The sequence below is a fragment of the Cronobacter sp. HA18003 genome (genome assembly GCF_011605905.1).
GTDB classification, from domain to species: Bacteria; Pseudomonadota; Gammaproteobacteria; order Enterobacterales; family Enterobacteriaceae; genus Cronobacter; species Cronobacter sakazakii.
The window spans coordinates 1,595,149-1,615,383 of record NZ_JAANQO010000011.1 but is presented as its reverse complement, the minus strand read 5'-3'; the positions used below and the strand labels follow the sequence as shown (position 1 = coordinate 1,615,383).

General features: G+C 58.5%; 13 protein-coding genes. 7 read left to right on the top strand and 6 right to left on the bottom strand.

Going from position 1 to position 20,235, the window contains the following annotated elements:
• Position 1 precedes the first annotated feature (1 nt).
• On the top strand, positions 2–1,543 hold the full coding sequence (locus G6041_RS08730) for an efflux transporter outer membrane subunit (RefSeq protein WP_012125271.1): 1,542 nt from the start codon (positions 2–4) through the stop codon (positions 1,541–1,543).
• Between the two features lie 72 nt (positions 1,544–1,615).
• Here G6041_RS08730 and ldtB read toward each other — a convergent pair whose 3' ends face one another.
• Positions 1,616–2,536 carry a L,D-transpeptidase gene (ldtB, locus tag G6041_RS08725; RefSeq protein ID WP_004388448.1) on the bottom strand — a complete coding sequence of 307 codons (921 nt, stop codon included), beginning with the start codon at positions 2,534–2,536 and terminating at the stop codon, positions 1,616–1,618.
• 219 nt (positions 2,537–2,755) lie between these two features.
• Between ldtB and G6041_RS08720 the strand changes: the two genes are divergently transcribed.
• Positions 2,756–4,348 (top strand): ABC-F family ATPase, encoded by a 1,593-nt coding sequence (locus G6041_RS08720; protein WP_007902094.1) that lies wholly within the window; start codon positions 2,756–2,758, stop codon positions 4,346–4,348.
• A gap of 80 nt (positions 4,349–4,428) precedes the next feature.
• Here G6041_RS08720 and G6041_RS08715 read toward each other — a convergent pair whose 3' ends face one another.
• From G6041_RS08715 to G6041_RS08705, 3 genes are all read right to left on the bottom strand, one after another.
• On the bottom strand, positions 4,429–6,573 hold the full coding sequence (locus G6041_RS08715) for a filamentous hemagglutinin N-terminal domain-containing protein (RefSeq protein WP_041460563.1): 2,145 nt from the start codon (positions 6,571–6,573) through the stop codon (positions 4,429–4,431).
• Positions 6,574–7,318: 745 nt separating this feature from the next.
• Positions 7,319–9,682 (bottom strand): glycoside hydrolase family 31 protein, encoded by a 2,364-nt coding sequence (locus tag G6041_RS08710; protein WP_084999304.1) that lies wholly within the window; start codon positions 9,680–9,682, stop codon positions 7,319–7,321.
• A gap of 10 nt (positions 9,683–9,692) precedes the next feature.
• The gene (locus G6041_RS08705; RefSeq protein ID WP_007902098.1) at positions 9,693–11,003 is read right to left on the bottom strand and encodes an MFS transporter; all 1,311 of its coding nucleotides are present in this window, start codon (positions 11,001–11,003) and stop codon (positions 9,693–9,695) included.
• 305 nt (positions 11,004–11,308) lie between these two features.
• Between G6041_RS08705 and G6041_RS08700 the strand changes: the two genes are divergently transcribed.
• On the top strand, positions 11,309–12,379 hold the full coding sequence (locus G6041_RS08700; protein WP_038881447.1) for a LacI family DNA-binding transcriptional regulator: 1,071 nt from the start codon (positions 11,309–11,311) through the stop codon (positions 12,377–12,379).
• Here the strand turns inward: G6041_RS08700 and moeB are convergent.
• Both moeB and moeA read right to left on the bottom strand, forming a co-directional pair.
• Positions 12,376–13,134 carry a molybdopterin-synthase adenylyltransferase MoeB gene (gene moeB, locus G6041_RS08695; protein ID WP_012125264.1) on the bottom strand — a complete coding sequence of 253 codons (759 nt, stop codon included), beginning with the start codon at positions 13,132–13,134 and terminating at the stop codon, positions 12,376–12,378. The two genes, G6041_RS08700 and moeB, sit on opposite strands and share 4 nt — an antisense overlap.
• Before the next feature lies 1 nt (position 13,135).
• On the bottom strand, positions 13,136–14,365 hold the full coding sequence (gene moeA / locus G6041_RS08690) for a molybdopterin molybdotransferase MoeA (protein ID WP_012125263.1): 1,230 nt from the start codon (positions 14,363–14,365) through the stop codon (positions 13,136–13,138).
• A 235-nt stretch (positions 14,366–14,600) separates the two neighbouring features.
• Here moeA and gsiA point away from each other — a divergent pair, with 235 nt between their 5' ends.
• The 4 genes from gsiA to gsiD all read left to right on the top strand — a co-directional run bounded on the left by gsiA (position 14,601) and on the right by gsiD (position 20,212).
• Positions 14,601–16,475 carry a glutathione ABC transporter ATP-binding protein GsiA gene (gene gsiA, locus G6041_RS08685; protein WP_004388440.1) on the top strand — a complete coding sequence of 625 codons (1,875 nt, stop codon included), beginning with the start codon at positions 14,601–14,603 and terminating at the stop codon, positions 16,473–16,475.
• 29 nt (positions 16,476–16,504) lie between these two features.
• Positions 16,505–18,043, top strand: a complete 1,539-nt coding sequence (gene gsiB, locus G6041_RS08680; RefSeq protein WP_012125261.1) for a glutathione ABC transporter substrate-binding protein GsiB — start codon at positions 16,505–16,507, stop codon at positions 18,041–18,043.
• Positions 18,044–18,377: 334 nt separating this feature from the next.
• Positions 18,378–19,298, top strand: coding sequence for a glutathione ABC transporter permease GsiC (gene gsiC, locus G6041_RS08675; protein WP_012125260.1), 921 nt, complete (start codon positions 18,378–18,380; stop codon positions 19,296–19,298).
• A gap of 2 nt (positions 19,299–19,300) precedes the next feature.
• Positions 19,301–20,212: a glutathione ABC transporter permease GsiD gene (gene gsiD / locus G6041_RS08670; protein WP_012125259.1), complete on the top strand. Its 912-nt coding sequence runs from the start codon at positions 19,301–19,303 to the stop codon at positions 20,210–20,212.
• Positions 20,213–20,235: the final 23 nt, after the last annotated feature.

Below are 20,235 nucleotides of genomic sequence, written 5' to 3'. Positions count from 1 at the left end.
TATGTCCGGGAGAGTGACCTTCCCCTTTACGCTGACGGCGCTGGCGCTGCTGCTGGCAGGCTGCGCGGTTGGCCCCGATTACCAACGGCCGGAGCCCGTAACGCCGGGCGCTTTCGGCGAAACCGCCCGGCAGAACGCGCCGGATGTGGCATCGAAGGCGCGCAGCACCGCGCCGGACCCGCGCTGGTGGCGCACGTTTAAATCGCCGCAGCTCGACAGCCTGATTGAGCGCGCCATCGCCGGTAATTTATCGCTACAGCAAACGGTGCTGCGTATCGCCGGGGCCCGTGAACAGATAAACCAGGCGGGCGGCGCGTTTTTCCCGGCGGTCAACGGCAACGTGCGCGCCACGCGCCAGCAGCTTGGTCTGGAAGGCGAGCTGAAATCGCATGATGTCTATGGCCAGCTTGATGCGGTCGATCCGCAAATCAGTTCCGCGCTCGGGCCGCTGACGCAGCCTATCAACCTCTATCAGGGCAGCTTTGACGCGCAGTGGGAAATTGACCTGTGGGGCAAAGTGCGTCGCCAGGTGGAGGCCGCAGACGCGCAGCAGAAGGCGGCCATTGAGCAGCGCAACGACGCGCTGGTCTCGCTGGAAGCCGAAGTGGCGCGCGCCTGGCTGCAACTGCGCGGCGCGCAGAGCATTCTCGCCACCATGAATCAGCAGATCGCCTCAGCGCAGCAGACGCTGGAGCTGACGGAAAGCCGCCAGCAAAGCGGGCTGTCGCCGCAGCTGGATGTGGAAAATGCCCGCGCCCAGCTTGGTACGCTTCAGGCGCAGCTGCCGCAGTATCAGGCGCAGGAGCGTCAGGCGATGAACGGGCTGGCGGTGCTGCTTGGCAAGCCGCCGGGCGCGCTTGATGCAGAATTGCAGGCCGCGCAGCCGTTACCACCGCTGCCGGAAATCGTGCCGGTGGGCATTCCCTCAACGCTCGCGCGCCGTCGCCCGGACGTGCGTGAAGCCGAAGCACGGCTCCACGCCGCGACCGCGCAAATCGGGGTGTCTGTGGCGCAGCTCTTCCCGAGCCTGTCGCTCTCGGGCCAGTTCGGGATGCGTAACAGCGAAACCAGTTACCTCACCGACTGGAGCAGCCACTTTTACAGCTTCGGCCCGCAGGTTTCGATTCCCATTTTTCAGGGCGGGCGACTGGTCTCCAGCGTGAAACTTGCCCGCGCGGAGCAGGGCGCGGCGGCGTTGCAGTATCGCCAGACGGTGCTGACAGCGTTAAGCGATGTGGAAAATGCGCTGGTCAGCTACCGCACCGACCAGCAGCGCGAGGCCGGGCTTGAGAAAACCCTTGAGGCGCTGCAAACCTCATTCGATCTGGCGAGCGACAGCTACCGTAAAGGCATCGCCACGTTTATCGACGTGCTCGACGCCCAGCGCCAGCTGGCACAGGCCGAGCAGCAGCGCGCGCAGGCGCGGGTGCAAAGCAGTCTCGATCTGGTCGCGCTCTATAAAGCACTCGGCGGCGGCTGGGAGCCTTATCAGAACGTGCGTCTGCCGGACTACGACGTGTTTGGCCCCGCGCCGCGCGGCTAAGGGCTTTCACCATCAATAAAAAACCCCGCGGGCAGCGATGCGCGCGGGGTTTTTTTATCGCCTTGCGGCAGATTAGTTCAGACGGACCGGCATACCGGAACGGTTCTGCACCGCCTGTTCAACGACGTTCTGATCGACATCGCTCTGGCTTGTGACTGTCGTGACCGCTTTGGTCAGCGTAATCGGCACCAGTTCGTTGTTGTTGATCTGATCTTCGCTGGTAGAGAGCGGGTTATGCACCTCGATGTAACGGCTGCCATCTGGCTCGGTGGTCGCTTTCACCGGCTCGTTGACAAACTGTACGCGGGTGCCGACCGGCACGTTCTCAAACAGGAATTTAATGTCTTCGTTACGCAGACGCACGCAGCCGTGGCTCACGCGAAGGCCGATACCGAAGTTAGCGTTAGTACCGTGAATAGCGTACAGGCGACCGATGTAGAGCGCGTAGAGGCCCATCGGGTTATCCGGGCCAGCCGGTACCACCGGCGGCAGCGGTTCGCCCGCGGCCGCGTATTCCGCGTGCATCTTGGCGGTTGGCGTCCAGGTCGGGTTCGCGCGCTTGCGCTCCACTTTGGTCACCCAGTTGATCGGGGTGTCTTTACCGAGCTGACCGATACCAATCGGCAGCACGATAACGGTGTTGGTGCCTTTCGGGTAGTAATACAGACGCATTTCGGCGCTGTTAATCACAATCCCTTCATGCGGCGTATCCGGCAGGATCAACTGCTGAGGAATGTTCAGAATGGTGCCGCCTTTCGGCAGATACGGGTCAACGCCCGGGTTGGCTTCCAGCATGTTGGAAAGCCCCATCTGATACTGAGCGGCGAAATCTTCCAGCGGCAGCGTATTGCCATCCGGGATCGTCACTACCTGGTTTTCACCCACCAGACGGCTACCGTCGGTCGGCAGAGGATAAGTCACCGCAGAGGCGGATTTACAAAACCCGACGACTGCGAAGGCTGCCACTAAAAGCGTGCGTAATTTCATCTTCATGTTATGCAAATATCGTTGCCAGACCGGCCGTTAGAGTGAACGAAACAATACAGGGAGCGCATTATATGTGCATTCTCCGTGGCAGGGAATTGAGTTGTGTGCTTATTCACATTTTTTTCCCATTCCTGAGTCAGTGTAGTCAGTCCATTGACGGGGGAAATAAATTCGGAGTTATGGCATAATGCGTTGTTTATCACACATCTTACCCAGGAATTACGCGTGTTAGTTACCAGCAACGTCACCATGCAGTTCGGCAGTAAGCCGCTGTTTGAAAACATTTCCGTCAAGTTTGGCGGCGGCAACCGTTACGGTCTGATTGGCGCCAACGGGAGCGGCAAGTCCACTTTCATGAAAATCCTCGGCGGCGATTTACAGCCGAGCGCGGGCAACGTTTCGCTCGACCCTAACGAACGCATCGGTAAGCTGCGTCAGGATCAGTTCGCGTTTGAACAATATACCGTGCTGGACACCGTAATCATGGGGCACAGCGAACTGTGGGAAGTGAAGCAGGAGCGCGATCGCATCTACAGTCTGCCGGAGATGAGCGAAGAGGACGGCTATAAAGTGGCCGATCTCGAAGTGAAATATGGCGAAATGGACGGCTATAGCGCGGAATCCCGCGCGGGTGAGCTGCTGCTGGGCGTCGGCATTCCGCTGGAGCAGCACTACGGCCCGATGAGCGAAGTCGCCCCTGGCTGGAAGCTGCGTGTCCTGCTGGCGCAGGCGCTGTTCTCTAACCCGGATATCCTGCTGCTCGACGAACCGACGAACAACCTGGACATCGACACCATTCGCTGGCTGGAGCAGACGCTGAACGATCGCGACAGCACCATGATTATCATTTCGCACGACCGTCACTTCCTGAACATGGTCTGCACCCACATGGCAGATCTCGATTACGGCGAGCTGCGCGTTTATCCGGGCAACTACGACGAATACATGACCGCGGCGACCCAGGCGCGCGAGCGTCTGCTGGCCGACAACGCCAAGAAAAAAGCCCAGATTGCGGACCTGCAGTCGTTTGTGAGCCGCTTTAGCGCCAACGCCTCGAAATCCCGTCAGGCGACGTCCCGCGCCCGCCAGATTGATAAAATCAAACTGGAAGAGGTGAAAGCCTCCAGCCGTCAGAACCCGTTTATCCGCTTCGAGCAGGACAAGAAACTGTTCCGCAACGCGCTGGAAGTGGAGGCCATGACCAAAGGCTTCGATAACGGCCCGCTGTTTAAAAACGTCGGCCTGCTGCTGGAAGTGGGCGAGAAGCTGGCTATCCTCGGCGCCAACGGCGTGGGTAAATCCACCATGCTGAAAACGCTGGTGGGCGAACTGCAACCGGACAGCGGCACCGTGAAATGGTCCGAGAACGCGCAGATTGGCTACTACGCGCAGGATCACGAATATGAGTTCGACAACGATCTCACCGTTTTCGACTGGATGAGCCAGTGGAAGCAGGAAGGCGACGACGAGCAGGCGGTACGCAGCATTCTCGGACGTCTGCTGTTCAGCCAGGACGACATCAAAAAGCCCGCCAAAGTGCTCTCCGGTGGTGAAAAGGGCCGTATGCTGTTCGGCAAGCTGATGATGCAAAAGCCGAATATTCTGGTGATGGATGAACCGACCAACCACCTGGATATGGAATCGATCGAATCGCTGAACGCCGCGCTGGAAATGTATCAGGGCACGCTGATTTTCGTCTCCCACGACCGTGAATTCGTCAGCTCTCTCGCGACCCGCGTGATTGAAATTACCCCGGAACGCGTGGTGGATTTCTCCGGCGGTTACGAAGATTATCTGCGCAGCAAAGGCATCGAATAACGATTCGCCGCATTAAAACAATAACGGGTAGTCAGATGACTACTCGTTTTTCCGTCAGGTTTCAGAATCGCAATAATCGATTAATAATCGTGCAGATCGTAATACCCTTCGATGCGGCCATGATTCACAAAGCGATCGGTGAAGATCTCATTATCGTCGCTGGAGATTTTAGCACCGCTATGGTTAGTGACTTTATGTGAGCGCAGCGTGATCGTATCATAGGAATAGAGCGAACCTTCGTTATCCAGCGTATTAACCGCCTCAATCGACAGTCCGTTGCGACCGTTGATATAACCGTGGTTTTCATTCTCGAACGATTTTGCCGCGTAAATTGCGATTTTATCGCCGGTAGAGATGCTGCCTTTGTTGGAGAATGTGCTGCTATTAAGGTTAATCGCCCCGGTCGCTTTGATGGTGCCGTCGTTTGAGAAATTGTCGGCAGCATTGATGTTAATATTTCCTGCTTTCGATTCCACGGAGCCGTGGTTATTGACATAGAAATCGTCATCCGCGTTAACCGTAATATCGCCGGTTGCCGCAATATGACCGTTACCGATATCAAACGTATCGCCCTGCAGATAGATCTTATTACCTTTCACTGTCCCTTTGTCATTATTGAAATACCCACTGCTGACCGTAACAGTGTTACCGGCGATTGTCCCTCCCTCGGTAAATAAACCTGCGCTGTTATCAATCTTGTCGGCAACAATATCCAGCTGTCTGGCGCTAAAAATGCTACCGGCGGTATTGGATAATGTTTTGGTATCCAGCGTCATATTCCCGATGGCCGCAAGGGTGCCCTGTTCGTTATCCAGCGAATGGGACGCATAGGCATCCAGCGCGCCTTGCGCATAGATTTTGCCGCGGTTGCGAATGTCATGAGTCTGAAGCCGTGTGTCGGTTCCACTGCTGATAAGCCCGTCTTTTTCGTTTTCCAGCGTGTCGCTCACAATCGTCAGCGCCTGCTGCGCCTGAATCAGATCCTGGTTATTGAGTTTTCCTGCGGAAATAGACACCGTATTGGCGCTTATTTCGCCGCGGTTATTCAGCGTTCCGGCGCTTATCGTGAGGTCATCATTGCCTGTGATACGGCTGCCGTTGGTAATATCACCCGCAGCGATGTTGATACTGCCGCTCGCAATAATACCCCTGCCGTTATTATCCAGCGTATTGCCGTGTGTGTTGATATTAATGTCTTTAGCAGTAATCAGGCCGTTGTTATTGTTATCAAGCTTGCTGCTGGCGATGGCGAGATTACGTTCGGCCTGAAGGCGGCCATTATCGTTATCGACATCATGCTGGTTGGTATCGATCAGCAAATCGGTATTCGCAGAAATAATATTGTTGTTTTCGAGCTTACCGTCTACTGAAATAGAAATGTCCTGCGCCGCAGTAGAGATAATACCGTTGTTACGCACCCCCACGCCGTTTTCCGTACCAATAAGCTGAATCTTATTGGCATACATCCCCCCAAGACTGGACACATCCAGTGCCAGGGATGGCTCGTCGCTAAAGAGATCCGGCAGGATTTTCTTCGTATTCAGCGTCTTATAATTAACTTTATTGGTGCCGGTGACGATACGCAGTTCGCGCGCCGTCAACTGTGCGTTAATAACCGCGGAGCGAGAGATGAGATCGGTGTAGTCCGTTCCACGATCGTCCATCCCTTTGCCGGTAATCACGATTTTGCCGTCAGTGACCTTAAAGTTGCTGACTTTGCCGGCGGTCATGTCAACGGTGCCGGTGACCAGCGTTGAGCGACTGGTATTAATGAAACCGCAGCCGTCACAGGTAATACCTGACGGGTTGGCGATAATGACCGCCGCTTTTTTTCCTGCGACTTCCACCATGCCGTTTAACTGGCTGGGGCTGGATGACGCCACTTCGTTTAAAATGACGCTGGCGCTACCGTGTGACATATTCGCGTTGCCGTTGACGTTGCCCGCAAGCGTCGTGTTACTGCTGCCGGCACCGTTATTGAGCACGACACCCGCGCTGTTAACGTCGAACTGTTTGTAGTAGTTATGGGAAACGCCGCCACTGGAAGGGGCGCTCACATCAACGACTGTCGCACCATTACCCGCAACATTGACCGTGGTATCAGGCGATTTTTGTTGATCGACCACAATGGCGGCATTCGCGTAAGTCACCATTCCGAGCGCCATCCAGGTGCCCAGGCAAAGCGCGCTGATGCGATATTGTGGCGACGATACAGACATTTTCATAAATAATCCTTCATTTAACAGAAAATAAAATAGCCTGCCGCCTTAATTGCAGGCAGACCGGTTTTTCTCTTGCTGAGAAACAGTAAAAACACTATGGCGCGCTGGTTATTCCGCGCAAAAATAAGCAGTAATGAAATGAGTCGGGGATATTCCTCCACGCTCCATGTGGGTGATTAAAACGCGCTTGCGTAATAACGATAATGTAAATGCAGCCTTTCGCCTTATTTTCTTAATCATGGCGTCATGGGTAAAAAGTAAAAAGCCGCTGCAAGTTCCAAAAAAAGTACCAGAAAAGCACTGGCGGTGACGGTAACAAAGAGATTTTATCAAGTCAGATGGTTAATACCGATGGGTAGGGGGCAGTTAAATGTTTTTACTTATCAATCAATAGCTCACTGAAAGTTATCAGATTAATGAATAATTTTTGAAAAGGATATTTATAATATTTTATTGATTTTTATAAAGATAATGGAGGTTTAGCTCGTTGAGTGAAGCACGAAGAAAAGTCTGGTTCCGGATGATGTATCGTCGTGAATAATCATCGGGATTAATAACAAAAATAAAATGTGACGCACCGACACACTTTTTCGTCGTCATTATCTTTTTGGATATTTATGCCGAATGAATTAATTTATTATGCAGTTATTAATAATGGAATACATGACGGCGCGCGTTATTCAAAAAACCAAAAAAAACGCCGCAGCAACATAGCGGCGGCGTAAGGATAACAGCGGTTTGTGACGTATTAGCGCGTCCAGCGGTGCCCGGGTTGACCGTTGATATAGAGTGTACGGCGTTCATTTTCAGGCAGCGTCACGTCAATGGCCTGCCACGCGGGCTGGTAATCGCCGGTTGTCGAGAACGTCAGGTGAATAGCGTCGGCGCTGCATTGCATCTGCCAGTTCACCCACAGCGCGTTCCCCTCGCGATAGCCCCAGCTTTCGCCATCATCCTCAAACAACAGGCCCGAACTTTGGCCGTTGCCCGGCACCGGGTAGAGCTTCAGCTCGCGCGCGTCGTCGCGCTGCGCATCCACATGACGCAGGCGCGCGCTAAGCGGCAAGCCGCTGCCTGCGCGCACCAGCAACGGCAGACGTTCCAGCGGCGCGTCCAGCGTCACCCACTGACCGCCGGCATACCACTGGCCGGTGTGGAAATCGTACCAGCCGTGGTCATTCGCAGGCAGCCAGAGCGTGCGGTTGCGCGCGCCTGGCTCCACCACGCTCGCTACCAGCACGTCGCGCCCCAGCATAAACTCGTCGCATTCGCGGAAGGTCTGCGGGTCGTGTTCGTGGTCGAGGAACGTCGGGCGCAGCATCGGCTCGTCATCGGCATGCGCCTGCCACAGCAGCGTGTAGAAATAAGGCAGCAGACGGTAGCGCAGCTCAATGGCGCTGCGAATAGCAGGCGTCACCGCCGGGTACATCCACGGCTCGTTAACGGTATGATCGTCATTCCACGAGTGAATCGTAAAGCGCGGATGCATCACGCCGTTCTGTACCCAGCGCACGAAGAGTTCCGCGTCCGGTTTATCGCCGGAGAAACCGCCGACATCGTGGCCGACGTTGTAGAGCCCTGATAGGCTCATGCCAAGCCCCATGCGAATGTTGTAGCGCAGCGTCTGCCAGCTGGTGCGGTTATCGCCGCTCCAGGTCTGTACATAGCGCTGCATCCCGGCGCAGCCGGAGCGTGAAATCAGGTACGGGCGTTTCTCTGGTGCGAAGGCCTGCTGGGCTTCCATCGAGGCGCGCATCATTAACAGCGGCATCACCGGGCGGATATGTTTAATCGCCACCGGCTCGCCGAAGCCGTGGCAGCGCGCTTCGCCATCCCAGACTTCATATTCGTTATTGTCATTCCAGGTGGAGTCGATGCCCATCTCCAGCAGCTGGGTGGTGACGCCGTTCTGCCACCAGGCGATGGTTGCCGGGTTAGTGAAATCGAGATGCGAGCCTTCGTCATCCCAGAAGCTGGAGCGCTCCGGCGCGTCGGTTTCGGAATCGCGGATAAACAGCCCCTGCTGTGCGACCTCCTGATAGCGCGGGTGATCCTGCAACAGGCAGGGCTTGATGTTGGCGGCAAGCTTAAGCCCGGCGTCATGGAACGCGGCGCTCATCGCTTTTGGCTGCGGCACTTTGTCGTAGTTCCAGTTAAAGACATAGCGCTTGTTATTGATGGAGGTGTACCCCGACGAGAGCTGGAAGGAGTCGCACGGGATCGCGTGTTCTTCACACAGGCGAATAAAGTTCATCAACTGGTTCTGCGCATCCGGCGCGTCGGTGTAATGCATCGTTGAGCCGCTGTAGCCAAGGCTCCATTTCGGGCCGAACAGGGTTTTACCGGTCAGGCGCACAAAGGCTTTGGTGACATCCAGCACGCGCGGGCCGACGAACAGGTAGTAATCGATATCGCCCGCCTCGGCCTGCCAGCGGCGGTAGGGGAGGTGATAGTTGTCAATCTCATTGCCGAGATCGAGCCAGCAACTGCTCAGGTTGTCGTAAAACAGGCCGAAGCTCACCTGCGCGCGGCGGGTAATGGTAAACGGAATATGTTTATACAGCGGATCGGTGCTGGCGGCGTTATAGCCCATCGCGTCCAGGTTACGCATCTCGAAGCGGCGGCCGGTGCGCTCCAGGTTGCCCGCTTTTTCGCCCAGCCCGTAATAGCGGTCGTCTTTCTGGCGGCGCTGATAGTGCGCCACGCCGTCGCCATGCGCGTTGATAAGATAAGCGCTGGTGGGGCGATCGCTGGTAAGAAACTGCCACAGGCCGTTATCGTCGCGGTAATGCCACTCCAGCCACAGCGGCTGATGCACCGTTACGCGCAGTTTATCGCTGCTGATAACGAGGCGCTCCGGCGTTTCGTCAAGCGTAAAACCCGGCAGGCTAAAGCCGTCGAGGCTGTCGCGCGGGCGGCCTTCCCACGGCGTGTCGTCGGAAGGCGCAATGCTCCACGTGCGGTTAAGCGCATACGCGCCGCGGCGTTTCACCGCCACGCGGAACAGGCCCGGCTCCAGCACCCACAGGCAGAGCGTATGGGCATCATCGATGGTCAGCTCGACGTGGTGGTCGTCGGAATGGGTGAATTTCCAGTGTTTGAGGGTTTTCATCAACATCTCCCTATGAAGCGCGCTTGTTGCGGCGCTCGGCAATAAAGGCAACCAGGAACACAGCGCCAATCAGGTCAAAGAACCCCATGGCGACAAACAGCGGGTTGAAGCCGATTTTGTCGGCGGTCACCCCGATAATCAGTGAGAACAGGAAGCTCGCAATCCAGGCGCAGGAGCCGCGCATCCCGTTTACCGTGGCCATCTGGCCGCGATCGAACGATTCCACCACCAGCGCGCTCAGCATGCAGGAGATAATCTGATGCCCGAAGCCGCCGATGGAGATAAGAATGATGGTGATGTACGGGTCTTTGGTAATGGTGACAATCGCGAGCGACACCATGAGAAACGCGCCGGTCACCGAGCTTGCGACCACCGAGTTGATCTGCGTGCAGCCAAAGACGCGCACATAAAGTTTGGTGAGATAGCCGCTCGCGACCGAGCCTAAATCGGCGGCGAGAAACGGCAGCCAGGCGAACATGGCAATCTGCTTGAGATCCATGCCGTGTTCTTTGGCGAGATACAGCGGCACCCAGAAGCTCATCACCGCCCAGGCGGGTTCGGCCATAAACGCCGGGATGGCGATGCCGTAAAAGCGTTTGTTTTTGGCGACGGTTTTCAGCGCGGTGAAGAAGGGCAGGCGCACCGGCGGCGGCTCGTTATCCTGGCGAATGAAGGCCAGCTCCTCCTGGCTCAGGCGCGGGTGTTTTTCCGGGTTGTGATAAAAGAGCCACCACAGCACCACCCAGGCCAGCGCCAGCACGCCGGTAAACAGAAACGCGCCCTGCCAGCCGAAGGAGATATGCGCGAAGTAAATAATCGGCGGTGCGAGCATCGCGCCGATGGAGAACCCGACGCCCGCCCAGCCTGCGGCGACCGGGCGCTCTTTTTTCGGGAACCATTCGCCGAGCGTTTTGGCGTTGGCGGGCGTCGCCGCCGCTTCCGCCGCGCCCATAAAGAAGCGCAGGATAGCCAGATGCAGCCAGCTGCCGGCCCCGGCGTGGAAAATACACATCAGCGCCCAGATGGAGGCGCAAATCAGAAAGCCAAGCTTTAAGCCAATCACGTCAATCAGCCAGCCGCACAGCGGCTGAAACAGGGTATAGGCGAGCTGGAACGCGCCCACGATATAAGAGTATTGCTCGGTGGTGATGCCCAGGCTCTCTTTCAGCTCCGGCGCAAGAATGCCGAGGGAGTTACGGGTGATGTAGTTGACGGTTACACCCATCAAAAACAGCACCAGCACCCACCAGCGCAGATGGCGGATGGCGCGGCGGGTTCGGGTTTTTACCGCGCCGACATCCTGATTAATGCTCTGACTCATTTATTCTTCTCCACGGTTAGCCTGACGGGTATAACAACTCGCATTCCGGACGCGCCGGAAACCACAGCAGAGACCGCTATTTATTTGAATTAACATGCTTTTTGTAGGGGTTGTCATACACGTTTTCGATAAAAGTTGTACGACAACCTGAGAGTAGAGCAGCATCTGGAATGGTAGTAGCCCCTTTTATGCAAGAATTTTCATCATTCACAGTGATGTGTTAAAAGAAGCCCTGCTGGCACGGATATATCGTTAAAACCAGCCGTGAAAAATCTTTCATTTCACAACTGGAGATGGATCACAAAATGAGTAAAAAGCTCCAGGTGGCCCGGATCGCCGAACAAACCGGCCTGTCGCTCAGCACCGTTTCCCGCGTGCTGGCGGGTAAAGCCAATACCAGCGAAAAAGCGCGCCGCCGGGTGCGGGAGTGCGCTAAAGCGCTGGGCGTGCTGGAGGATATGGCGGCTGGCAGGCTGCTGCTGAACAGTCTGGTGGTGTTCGCGCCGCGCCGCGCGTTTGATGAGCGGTCCGACATCTTTTATTACCGCGTGATCCAGAGCATCAACAAAGCGCTGGAGCCTCACGAAGTGCGGCTGCGCTACTGCGCGCTGGAGGAAAACGACGCCGATGCCAATCTGTTTCTCGCGCGGATGAACGATCCGCAGACCGAGGCGGCGCTGCTGCTCGGCATCGACGATCCGCACATTCACGATCTGGCGTGTGACGTGGGCAAACCGTGCGTGCTGATCAACTGCCGCGATCGCAAAATGCGCCTGCCGGCGGTCGCGCCGGATCACCGGGCAATTGGCGAAAACGCGGCACGCTATCTCTTTGAGATGGGCCATCGCGAGGTGCTGAACGTGCTGTGCCTGCGGCGCTATACGATGGAGCTGCGTCTGGCGGGCATCCGCGACGCGTGGGAGGCGCAGAATCTGGCGTTTGACGAGACGCGCCATTTGCTGACCGCGCCCGATTTCAGCGCGCGGGGTAGCGAGGCGCTGGTCACGCGGTTTCTTGAGGAAACGCCCGCGGCGGCGCTTCCCGGCGCGCTGCTGGTGGGCGGTGATTTTATGGCGGCAGGCGCGGTAAAAGCGTTACAAAACGCCGGGCTACGGGTGCCGCAGGACATCTCCGTAATGAGCATCGACGCCTTTAACCTGGCGGCGATTGAAGATGTGCCGCTGACGGCAGTGCATGTGCCGCGCGACGCGCTCGGCGAAGAGGCGGTGTTGATGCTGCAACAGCGGCTTATCCGCCCACAGGCGGCGATCGGCACGCTGCTTCTGAACGGCACGCTGGATGTCCGTGAATCGGTGCGCCGCGTCAGGCCAGGGCGGGGGAGCGCCAGCGTGCAGCGCGACGGCCTGTATGATTAACGCCCGTCGCCGCAGACCTCGCAGTGCGGGTTGCGCGCCAGTTTCATCTCGCGAAACTGTGTGCGCAGCGCGTCATAGATAACCAGCTTTCCGGCGCACGGCTCGCCGTAGCGCGCCAGCACTTTGATGGCTTCCATCGCCTGCAGGGAGCCAATCACGCCCACCAGCGGAGCCATCACGCCCGCTTCCACGCAGGTCAGCGCGTTCTCGCCAAAAAGACGGCTCAGGCAGCGGTAGCACGGTGCGTCGGGCTGCCACGTAAAGACGCTGATCTGGCCCTCCATGCGGATAGCCGCGCCGGAGACCAGCGGCACCTTATGATGGAAACAGGCGGCGTTTAGCTGATTGCGCGTCGCCACGTTATCGGTGCAGTCGAGCACCAGGTCATGGCGGGCGATAAGTGCCGCGAGCGCGGCGTCATCGAGCTGTGCGTTGACCGTTTCGATAACGCAGTGCGGGTTAATGGCGGCAAGCGCCTCACGCGCCGATTCCACCTTCGGCTGGCCGATGGTGGCGTCGCGGTGCAGCACCTGGCGCTGGAGATTGGAGAGCGCGACGGTATCGAAATCAAGCAGCGTCAGCCTGCCGGTGCCCGCCGCGGCCAGATAAGGCGCGGCCGCGCAGCCAAGACCGCCGAGGCCCACCACCAGCACGCGCGCGGCCTTCAGCCGCTCCTGGCCGTCGAAATCGAAATCCCGCAGGATGATTTGCCGGTTATAGCGCAGCATCTCGGCATCGCTTAACGCCTCGGTCATCTCAGCCTCCGAACAGGTGGTTAAAGAGCTCAACCTCAACCCATTCGCCCGGCTCGACGTTGCCGCGCTCGCGCTCCAGCACGATAAAGCAGTTGCCCTGGGTGAAGGAGCTGAAAATATGCGAGCCCTGATGGCCGGTGCTCACCACTTCCGGCAGGCCGTCCGCGCCGGTGCGCAGCACGCCGCGCTGGAAATCGAGTCGTCCGGGGGATTTTTTCAGCCGCGTTGCCGCCCGCACGCGCAGGCGCGGCGTGAACACCTCCTTCTGGCCGCTCAGTTTCGCAATCAGCGGGCGCACCAGTTGATAGAACGTGACGGCGGCGGAAACCGGGTTGCCCGGCAGCCCGCAGAACCAGCTACTGGCAAGGCGGCCAAAGGCGAACGGTTTGCCAGGCTTGATGGCGAGCTTCCAGAAGCCGATTTCGCCAAGCTCTTCCAGCAGCGTTTTGGTGTAGTCCGCTTCGCCGACGGAAACGCCGCCGGAGCTTAACACCAGATCGGCCTCACGGTCGGCTTCCTGAAATGCGGCGCGCAGGGCGTTCGGGTCGTCGCGGATAATGCCGAGGTTCACCACGTCACAACCGAGCGCGTCGAGCATCAGGTGCACCGCGAGACGGTTGGTGTCGTAAATCTGGCCTTCCGCGAGCGGCTGGCCGGGAAGCTGGAGCTCATCGCCGGTGGAGAAAATGGCGACGCGCGGCTTGCGCACCACGTCCACTTCCGCAATGCCGAGCGAGGCAAGGAGCGGCAGTTCGGCGGCGCTCAGTTTCTGGCCTGCTTCCATTACCACCGCGCCCTGGCGAATATCTTCGCCGCGACGGCGGATATGCTGACCCGCGCGCACGTCAGCGGTAAAGCGCACGCCCGCGTCGCTGGTCTGCGCCTCTTCCTGCATGATGACGGTTTCACAGCCCGGCGGCACCGGCGCGCCGGTCATGATGCGGATAGCCGTGCCCGCAGGCCATTCGCCGCTAAACGGCTGGCCCGCGAACGCTTTGCCCGCCACCGGCAGCCACGCGCCGGACGCGACATCCGCGAGACGCACGGCGTAGCCATCCATCGCGGCGTTATCAAAGCCCGGTACGTCCAGCGGCGAGGTCACGGCACGCGCTGTCACCCGGCCCATGCTTTTAAGCAGCGGCAGCGTCTGCGTCTCATTCAGGGGAATGATGCGGGAGAGCATCTCCTCAAGGGCGGTTTCCAGGGACATCAGTCCGGCGGTCGGTTCCATGTTTCACTCCAGCGCGACAATCACAAAGCGCCTATTATGACAGAAAGGGCGGTAGGGATGTATGTTTCGCCCTTTACGCCGCCCGCCGGGCTTTACATCACATTTGCCTCTTTCTATATTCAAAATTCGTCTGAAAGCGCGGCGACGATAATGATATTTATAGAAAAAACGCAGCCGCCTGAGAATAATTTTGCTGAATACTTACGCGCCGAACCATCACCAGCGAGGAACCGCAGTGCCTAAAAGTGACGTTTTGCCTGAAGAACAGGTGTTATCGGTTTCCGGCCTGAGCGTGCGTTTTAAAGATGAAAGCGGCACTACCGACGCGGTGCGCCAGCTCTCGTTTAGCCTGAAACGCGGCGAAACGCTGGCGATTGTCGGGGAGTCCGGCTCGGGGAAATCGGTCACGGCGCTCTCGCTGATGCGCCTGATTGAACAGGCGGGCGGCGAAATGGAGAGCGGCCCGCTGCTGTTGCGCCGGCGCAGCGAACAGGTGATTGATCTGCGCACCTTCAGCCAGAAACAGATGCGCGACGTACGCGGGGCTGACATGGCGATGATTTTTCAGGAGCCGATGACCTCCCTGAACCCCGTCTTTCCGGTGGGTGAGCAAATTGCCGAATCCATTCGCCTGCATCAGGGGTTCGGGCGCGAAAGAGCGATGCGCGAAGCCAAACGGATGCTCGATTTAGTGCGTATCCCGGAGTCCGAAGCGATGCTGGCGCGCTTTCCACACCAGCTTTCCGGCGGGATGCGCCAGCGCGTGATGATCGCGATGGCGCTCTCGTGCCGCCCGGCGGTGCTTATTGCCGACGAACCGACCACGGCGCTGGACGTCACCATTCAGGCGCAAATCCTGCAGCTTATCCGCGTCTTGCAGCAGGAGATGTCGATGGGCGTGATTTTTATCACCCATGATATGGGCGTGGTCGCCAATATGGCCGACCGGGTACTGGTGATGTATCAGGGCGAGGCGGTGGAATCCGGCAGCGTCGAGGAGATTTTTCGCCGCCCGGCGCACCCGTATACCCGTTCTTTGCTGGCCGCCGTGCCGCGCCTGGGGGCGATGAACGGCACCGATCTGCCGCGTAAATTCCCGCTCAATCACGCGCCGCGGTGTGACATGGACTCGCCCGACGCCGAGCAGGATACCGTGGTGCCGGACAGCGAGCCGATTCTTCAGGTGCGCGATCTCGTGACGCGCTTTCCGGTGCGCAGCGGCATCTTTAACCGCGTGAAGCGCGAAGTGCATGCCGTAGAGAAAGTGAGTTTTGACCTCTGGCCCGGCGAAACGCTGTCGCTGGTGGGCGAATCGGGCTGCGGTAAATCGACCACCGGGCGCTCGCTGCTGCGGCTCGTGGAGACGCAGGGCGGCTCGATTACCTTTGGCGGCAGGCGCATCGATACGCTCTCCGACAGCGCGATGCAAGCGGTGCGCCGCGATATGCAGTTTATCTTTCAGGACCCTTACGCCTCGCTCGATCCGCGCCTGACAGTGGGTTATTCGATTATGGAGCCGCTGCTGGTGCACCGGCTGCTCGACGGCGAGGCGGCGCGCAAGCGCGTGGCGTGGCTGCTGGAGCGCGTGGGGCTGAAGCCCGAGCACGCCTGGCGTTACCCGCATGAGTTCTCCGGCGGGCAGCGTCAGCGTATCTGCATCGCGCGCGCGTTGGCGCTCAACCCGAAAGTGGTGATCGCCGATGAGTCTGTCTCCGCGCTCGATGTCTCAATTCGTGCGCAAATCATTAATTTATTGCTCGATTTGCAGCGTGATTTCGGCATTTCGTTTCTGTTTATTTCGCATGATATGGCGGTGGTGGAGCGCATCAGCCATCGCGTGGCGGTGATGTATCTCGGACAGATTGTCGAGATAGGCCCGCGCCGCGCGGTGTTTGAAAACCCACAACATCCTTACACTCGCAAGCTGATGGCGGCAGTACCGGTGGCCGACCCTGGTCATCCGCGCCGTCAGCCTGTGCTGCTTTCCGATGAAATTCCAAGCGCCACGCGCCCGAAAGGCGACGCGCCGTTTGTCGCGCCGCTGGTGCAGGTGGGGCAGGGGCATTATGTGGCGCGTCACCCCGTCGGGGCGACGGACCACCACTTTTAATTTTCAGGTACGGCTTTCAGGAGAAGACGATGACACAACGAATCGCACGCCGCTGGCTTGCCGCGGCAGGGCTGGCTTCTGCGCTGGCCGCCGCGCCCGCCTTTGCGCAGAAAGAGATTGTCGTGGCCGTGGGTTCCAGTTTCACCACGCTCGATCCGTATGACGCCAACGACACGCTTTCCCAGCAGGTCGCCAAATCGTTCTATCAGGGGCTGTTTGGCCTCGATAAATCGATGAAAGTGCAGAATGTGCTGGCGGAAAACTACAGCGTGTCGGATGACGGGCTGGTCTACACGATTAAACTGCGCAGCGGCGTGAAGTTCCAGGACGGGACCGATTTCACCGCCGCGGCGGTAAAGGTGAACCTCGATCGCGCCAGCAATCCGGATAACCACCTGAAGCGTTATAACCTGTATAAAAACATCGCCAGCACCGAGGCGGTAGACCCGACCACCGTCAAAATTACCCTCAAACAGCCGTTCTCGGCGTTTATTAATATTCTGGCGCACCCGGCGACCGCGATGATCTCCCCGGCGGCGCTGGAGAAATATGGCAAAGATATCGGTTTTCACCCGGTCGGCACCGGGCCATATGAACTGGTGACCTGGAACCCGACCGATTTTGTGAAGGTGAAGAAAAACGCCCACTACTGGCAGTCGGGGCTGCCGAAGCTTGACGCCATCACCTGGCGCCCGGTGGTGGACAACAATACGCGCGCCTCGATGCTGCAAACCGGCGAAGCGCAGTTCGCGTTTCCGATCCCTTACGAGCAGGCCGCGCTGCTTGAGAAAAACAGCAAACTGGATCTGGTGGCAACGCCGTCAATCATGCAGCGCTATATCAGCATGAACGTGACCCAGAAGCCGTTCGATAACCCGAAAGTGCGTGAGGCGATCAATTACGCCATTAACCGTCAGGCGCTGGTGAAAGTGGCGTTCGCGGGTTACGCGACGCCCGCCACCGGCGTGGTGCCGCCGACGATTGAGTTCGCGCAGCAGTATCAGCCGTGGCCGTACAACCCGGCCAAAGCGCGTGAGTTGCTGAAAGAAGCGGGCTACCCGAACGGCTTTAGCACCACGCTCTGGTCGTCGCATAATCACAGCACCGCCCAGAAGGTGTTGCAGTTTACGCAGCAACAGCTGGCGCAGGTGGGCATTAAGGCAAAAGTGACGGCGATGGACGCAGGCCAGCGCGCCTCGGAAGTGGAAGGCAAAGGGCAGAAAGAGAGCGGCGTGCGGATGTTCTACACCGGCTGGTCGGCATCGACCGGCGAGGCCGACTGGGCGCTTTCACCGCTTTTCGCCTCGCAGAACTGGCCGCCGACGCTGTTTAATACGGCGTTTTACAGCAATCCGGCGGTGGATAAAGATCTCGCCGACGCGCTGAAAACCACCGATAAAACCCGCAAGGCTGCGCTGTATAAAGCCGCGCAGGATACGCTGTGGAAGGAATCGCCCTGGGTGCCGCTGGTGGTGGAAAAACTGGTCTCGGCGCACAGCAAATCGCTGACCGGGTTTTACATGATGCCGGATACGGGCTTTAGTTTTGAGGACGCGGATCTGAAATAACCGTCGCCGGAAGGTGGGTGCGAGCGTAAATGGCCGGAAGGTGGGTGCGCTACGCTTACCCACCCTACCTTTTATGCGCCCAACCGTGGTAGGGCGGGTAAGCGAAGCGCACCCGCCAGCCAGGGTTAGCGATGTAAACCGTAGGGCGGGTAAGCGAAGCGCACCCGCCAGCCAGGGTTAGCGATGTAAACCGTAGGGCGGGTAAGCGAAGCGCACCCGCCAGCCCAGGGTTTGCGATGTAAATCGTAGGGCGGGTAAGCGAAGCGCACCCGCCAGTGGCACAATACCAATCCCATACAAGAAGACGCGTTCATGAAGGAAAACAGGGTTTCGCATGTTTAGCTACATCATAAAACGCCTGCTGGGGCTCATCCCGACGCTGCTCATCGTGGCGGTGCTGGTGTTTTTGTTCGTTCATCTGCTGCCGGGCGATCCGGCGCGCCTCGTCGCCGGGCCGGAGGCCGACGCTCAGGTCATTGGTATGGTGCGCCACCAGCTCGGCCTTGATCAGCCGCTCTGGCAGCAGTTCTGGCACTACATCAGCAACGTGGTACGCGGCGATTTCGGCATCTCGCTGGTCTCGCGCCGTCCGGTCTCAGAAGAGATTGCCAGCCGCTTTATGCCGACTTTCTGGCTGACGCTTGCCAGCATGAGCTGGGCGATGGTCTTCGGGCTCGCCGCCGGGATTATCGCGGCGGTCTGGCGCAACCGCTGGCCAGACCGTCTGAGCATGACGCTTGCGGTCTCCGGCATTTCGTTCCCTGCGTTTGCCCTCGGTATGCTGCTGATGCATATCTTTTCGGTGCAGCTCGGGTGGCTGCCCACCGTGGGCGCCGACAGCTGGCGGCACTATATTCTGCCGTCGCTGACGCTTGGCGCGGCCGTGGCGGCGGTTATGGCGCGCTTTACCCGCGCCTCTTTCGTGGATGTGCTGGGCGAAGATTATATGCGCACCGCCCGCGCCAAAGGGGTGAGCGAAAAGTGGGTTATCCTGAAACATGGCCTGCGCAACGCCATGATCCCGGTTGTCACTATGATGGGCTTACAGTTCGGCTTTCTGCTGGGCGGCTCAATTGTGGTGGAGAAAGTCTTTAACTGGCCGGGGCTGGGGCGTCTGCTGGTCGATTCCGTAGAGATGCGCGACTACCCGGTCATTCAGGCCGAAGTGCTGCTGTTCTCGCTCGAATTTATTCTTATCAACTTAGTGGTGGATGTGCTCTACGCCGCCATTAACCCGGCTATCAGGTACAAGTAAGGATGCGACTTTTCAACTGGCGCCGACAGGCGATTTTAAACGGCCTGCCTACTGTTCGCCCGCACCAGACGCGCACGCCGTGGCATGAGTTCTGGCATCGTCTGAAGCGCCAGCCGGTGGCGCTGGTGGCGGGCGGTTTTGTGCTACTGCTTATCGCGCTGGCGCTGTTCGCGCCGTGGATTGCGCCGTTCGACGCCGAAAACTATTTCGATTATGACCGCCTGAATGAAGGACCGTCGATGGTGCACTGGTTCGGTGTCGATTCGCTGGGGCGCGATATTTTCAGCCGCGTGATTGTCGGCGCGCGGATTTCGCTCGCCGCCGGGGTGTTTGCGGTGCTGACGGGCGCGATTATCGGTACTGTGCTGGGGCTGCTGGCGGGCTTTTACGAAGGCTGGTGGGACCGCGTGATCATGCGCATCTGCGACGTGCTGTTCGCCTTCCCGGGCATTTTGCTCGCCATCGCCGTGGTGGCGGTAATGGGCAGCGGGATGGCGAACGTCATTATCGCCGTGGCGATATTCAGTATCCCGGCCTTTGCTCGCCTGGTGCGCGGCAATACGCTGGTGCTGAAGCACCAGACGTTTATTGAATCGGCGCGCAGTATCGGTGCGTCTGATGCCACCATTCTGTTCCGGCATATCCTGCCGGGCACGGTGTCGTCGATTGTGGTCTATTTCACCATGCGTATCGGCACGTCGATTATCTCCGCCGCCAGTTTGTCGTTTCTGGGGCTTGGCGCGCAGCCGCCGACGCCGGAGTGGGGAGCGATGTTGAACGAGGCCCGCGCGGACATGGTGATGGCCCCGCACGTGGCGATATTCCCGAGCCTTGCGATTTTTCTGACGGTGCTGGCGTTTAATCTGTTGGGCGACGGGCTGCGCGACGCGCTGGATCCGAAGATTAAGGGGTAGTGCGGGAAAATGATGGGTGTGTG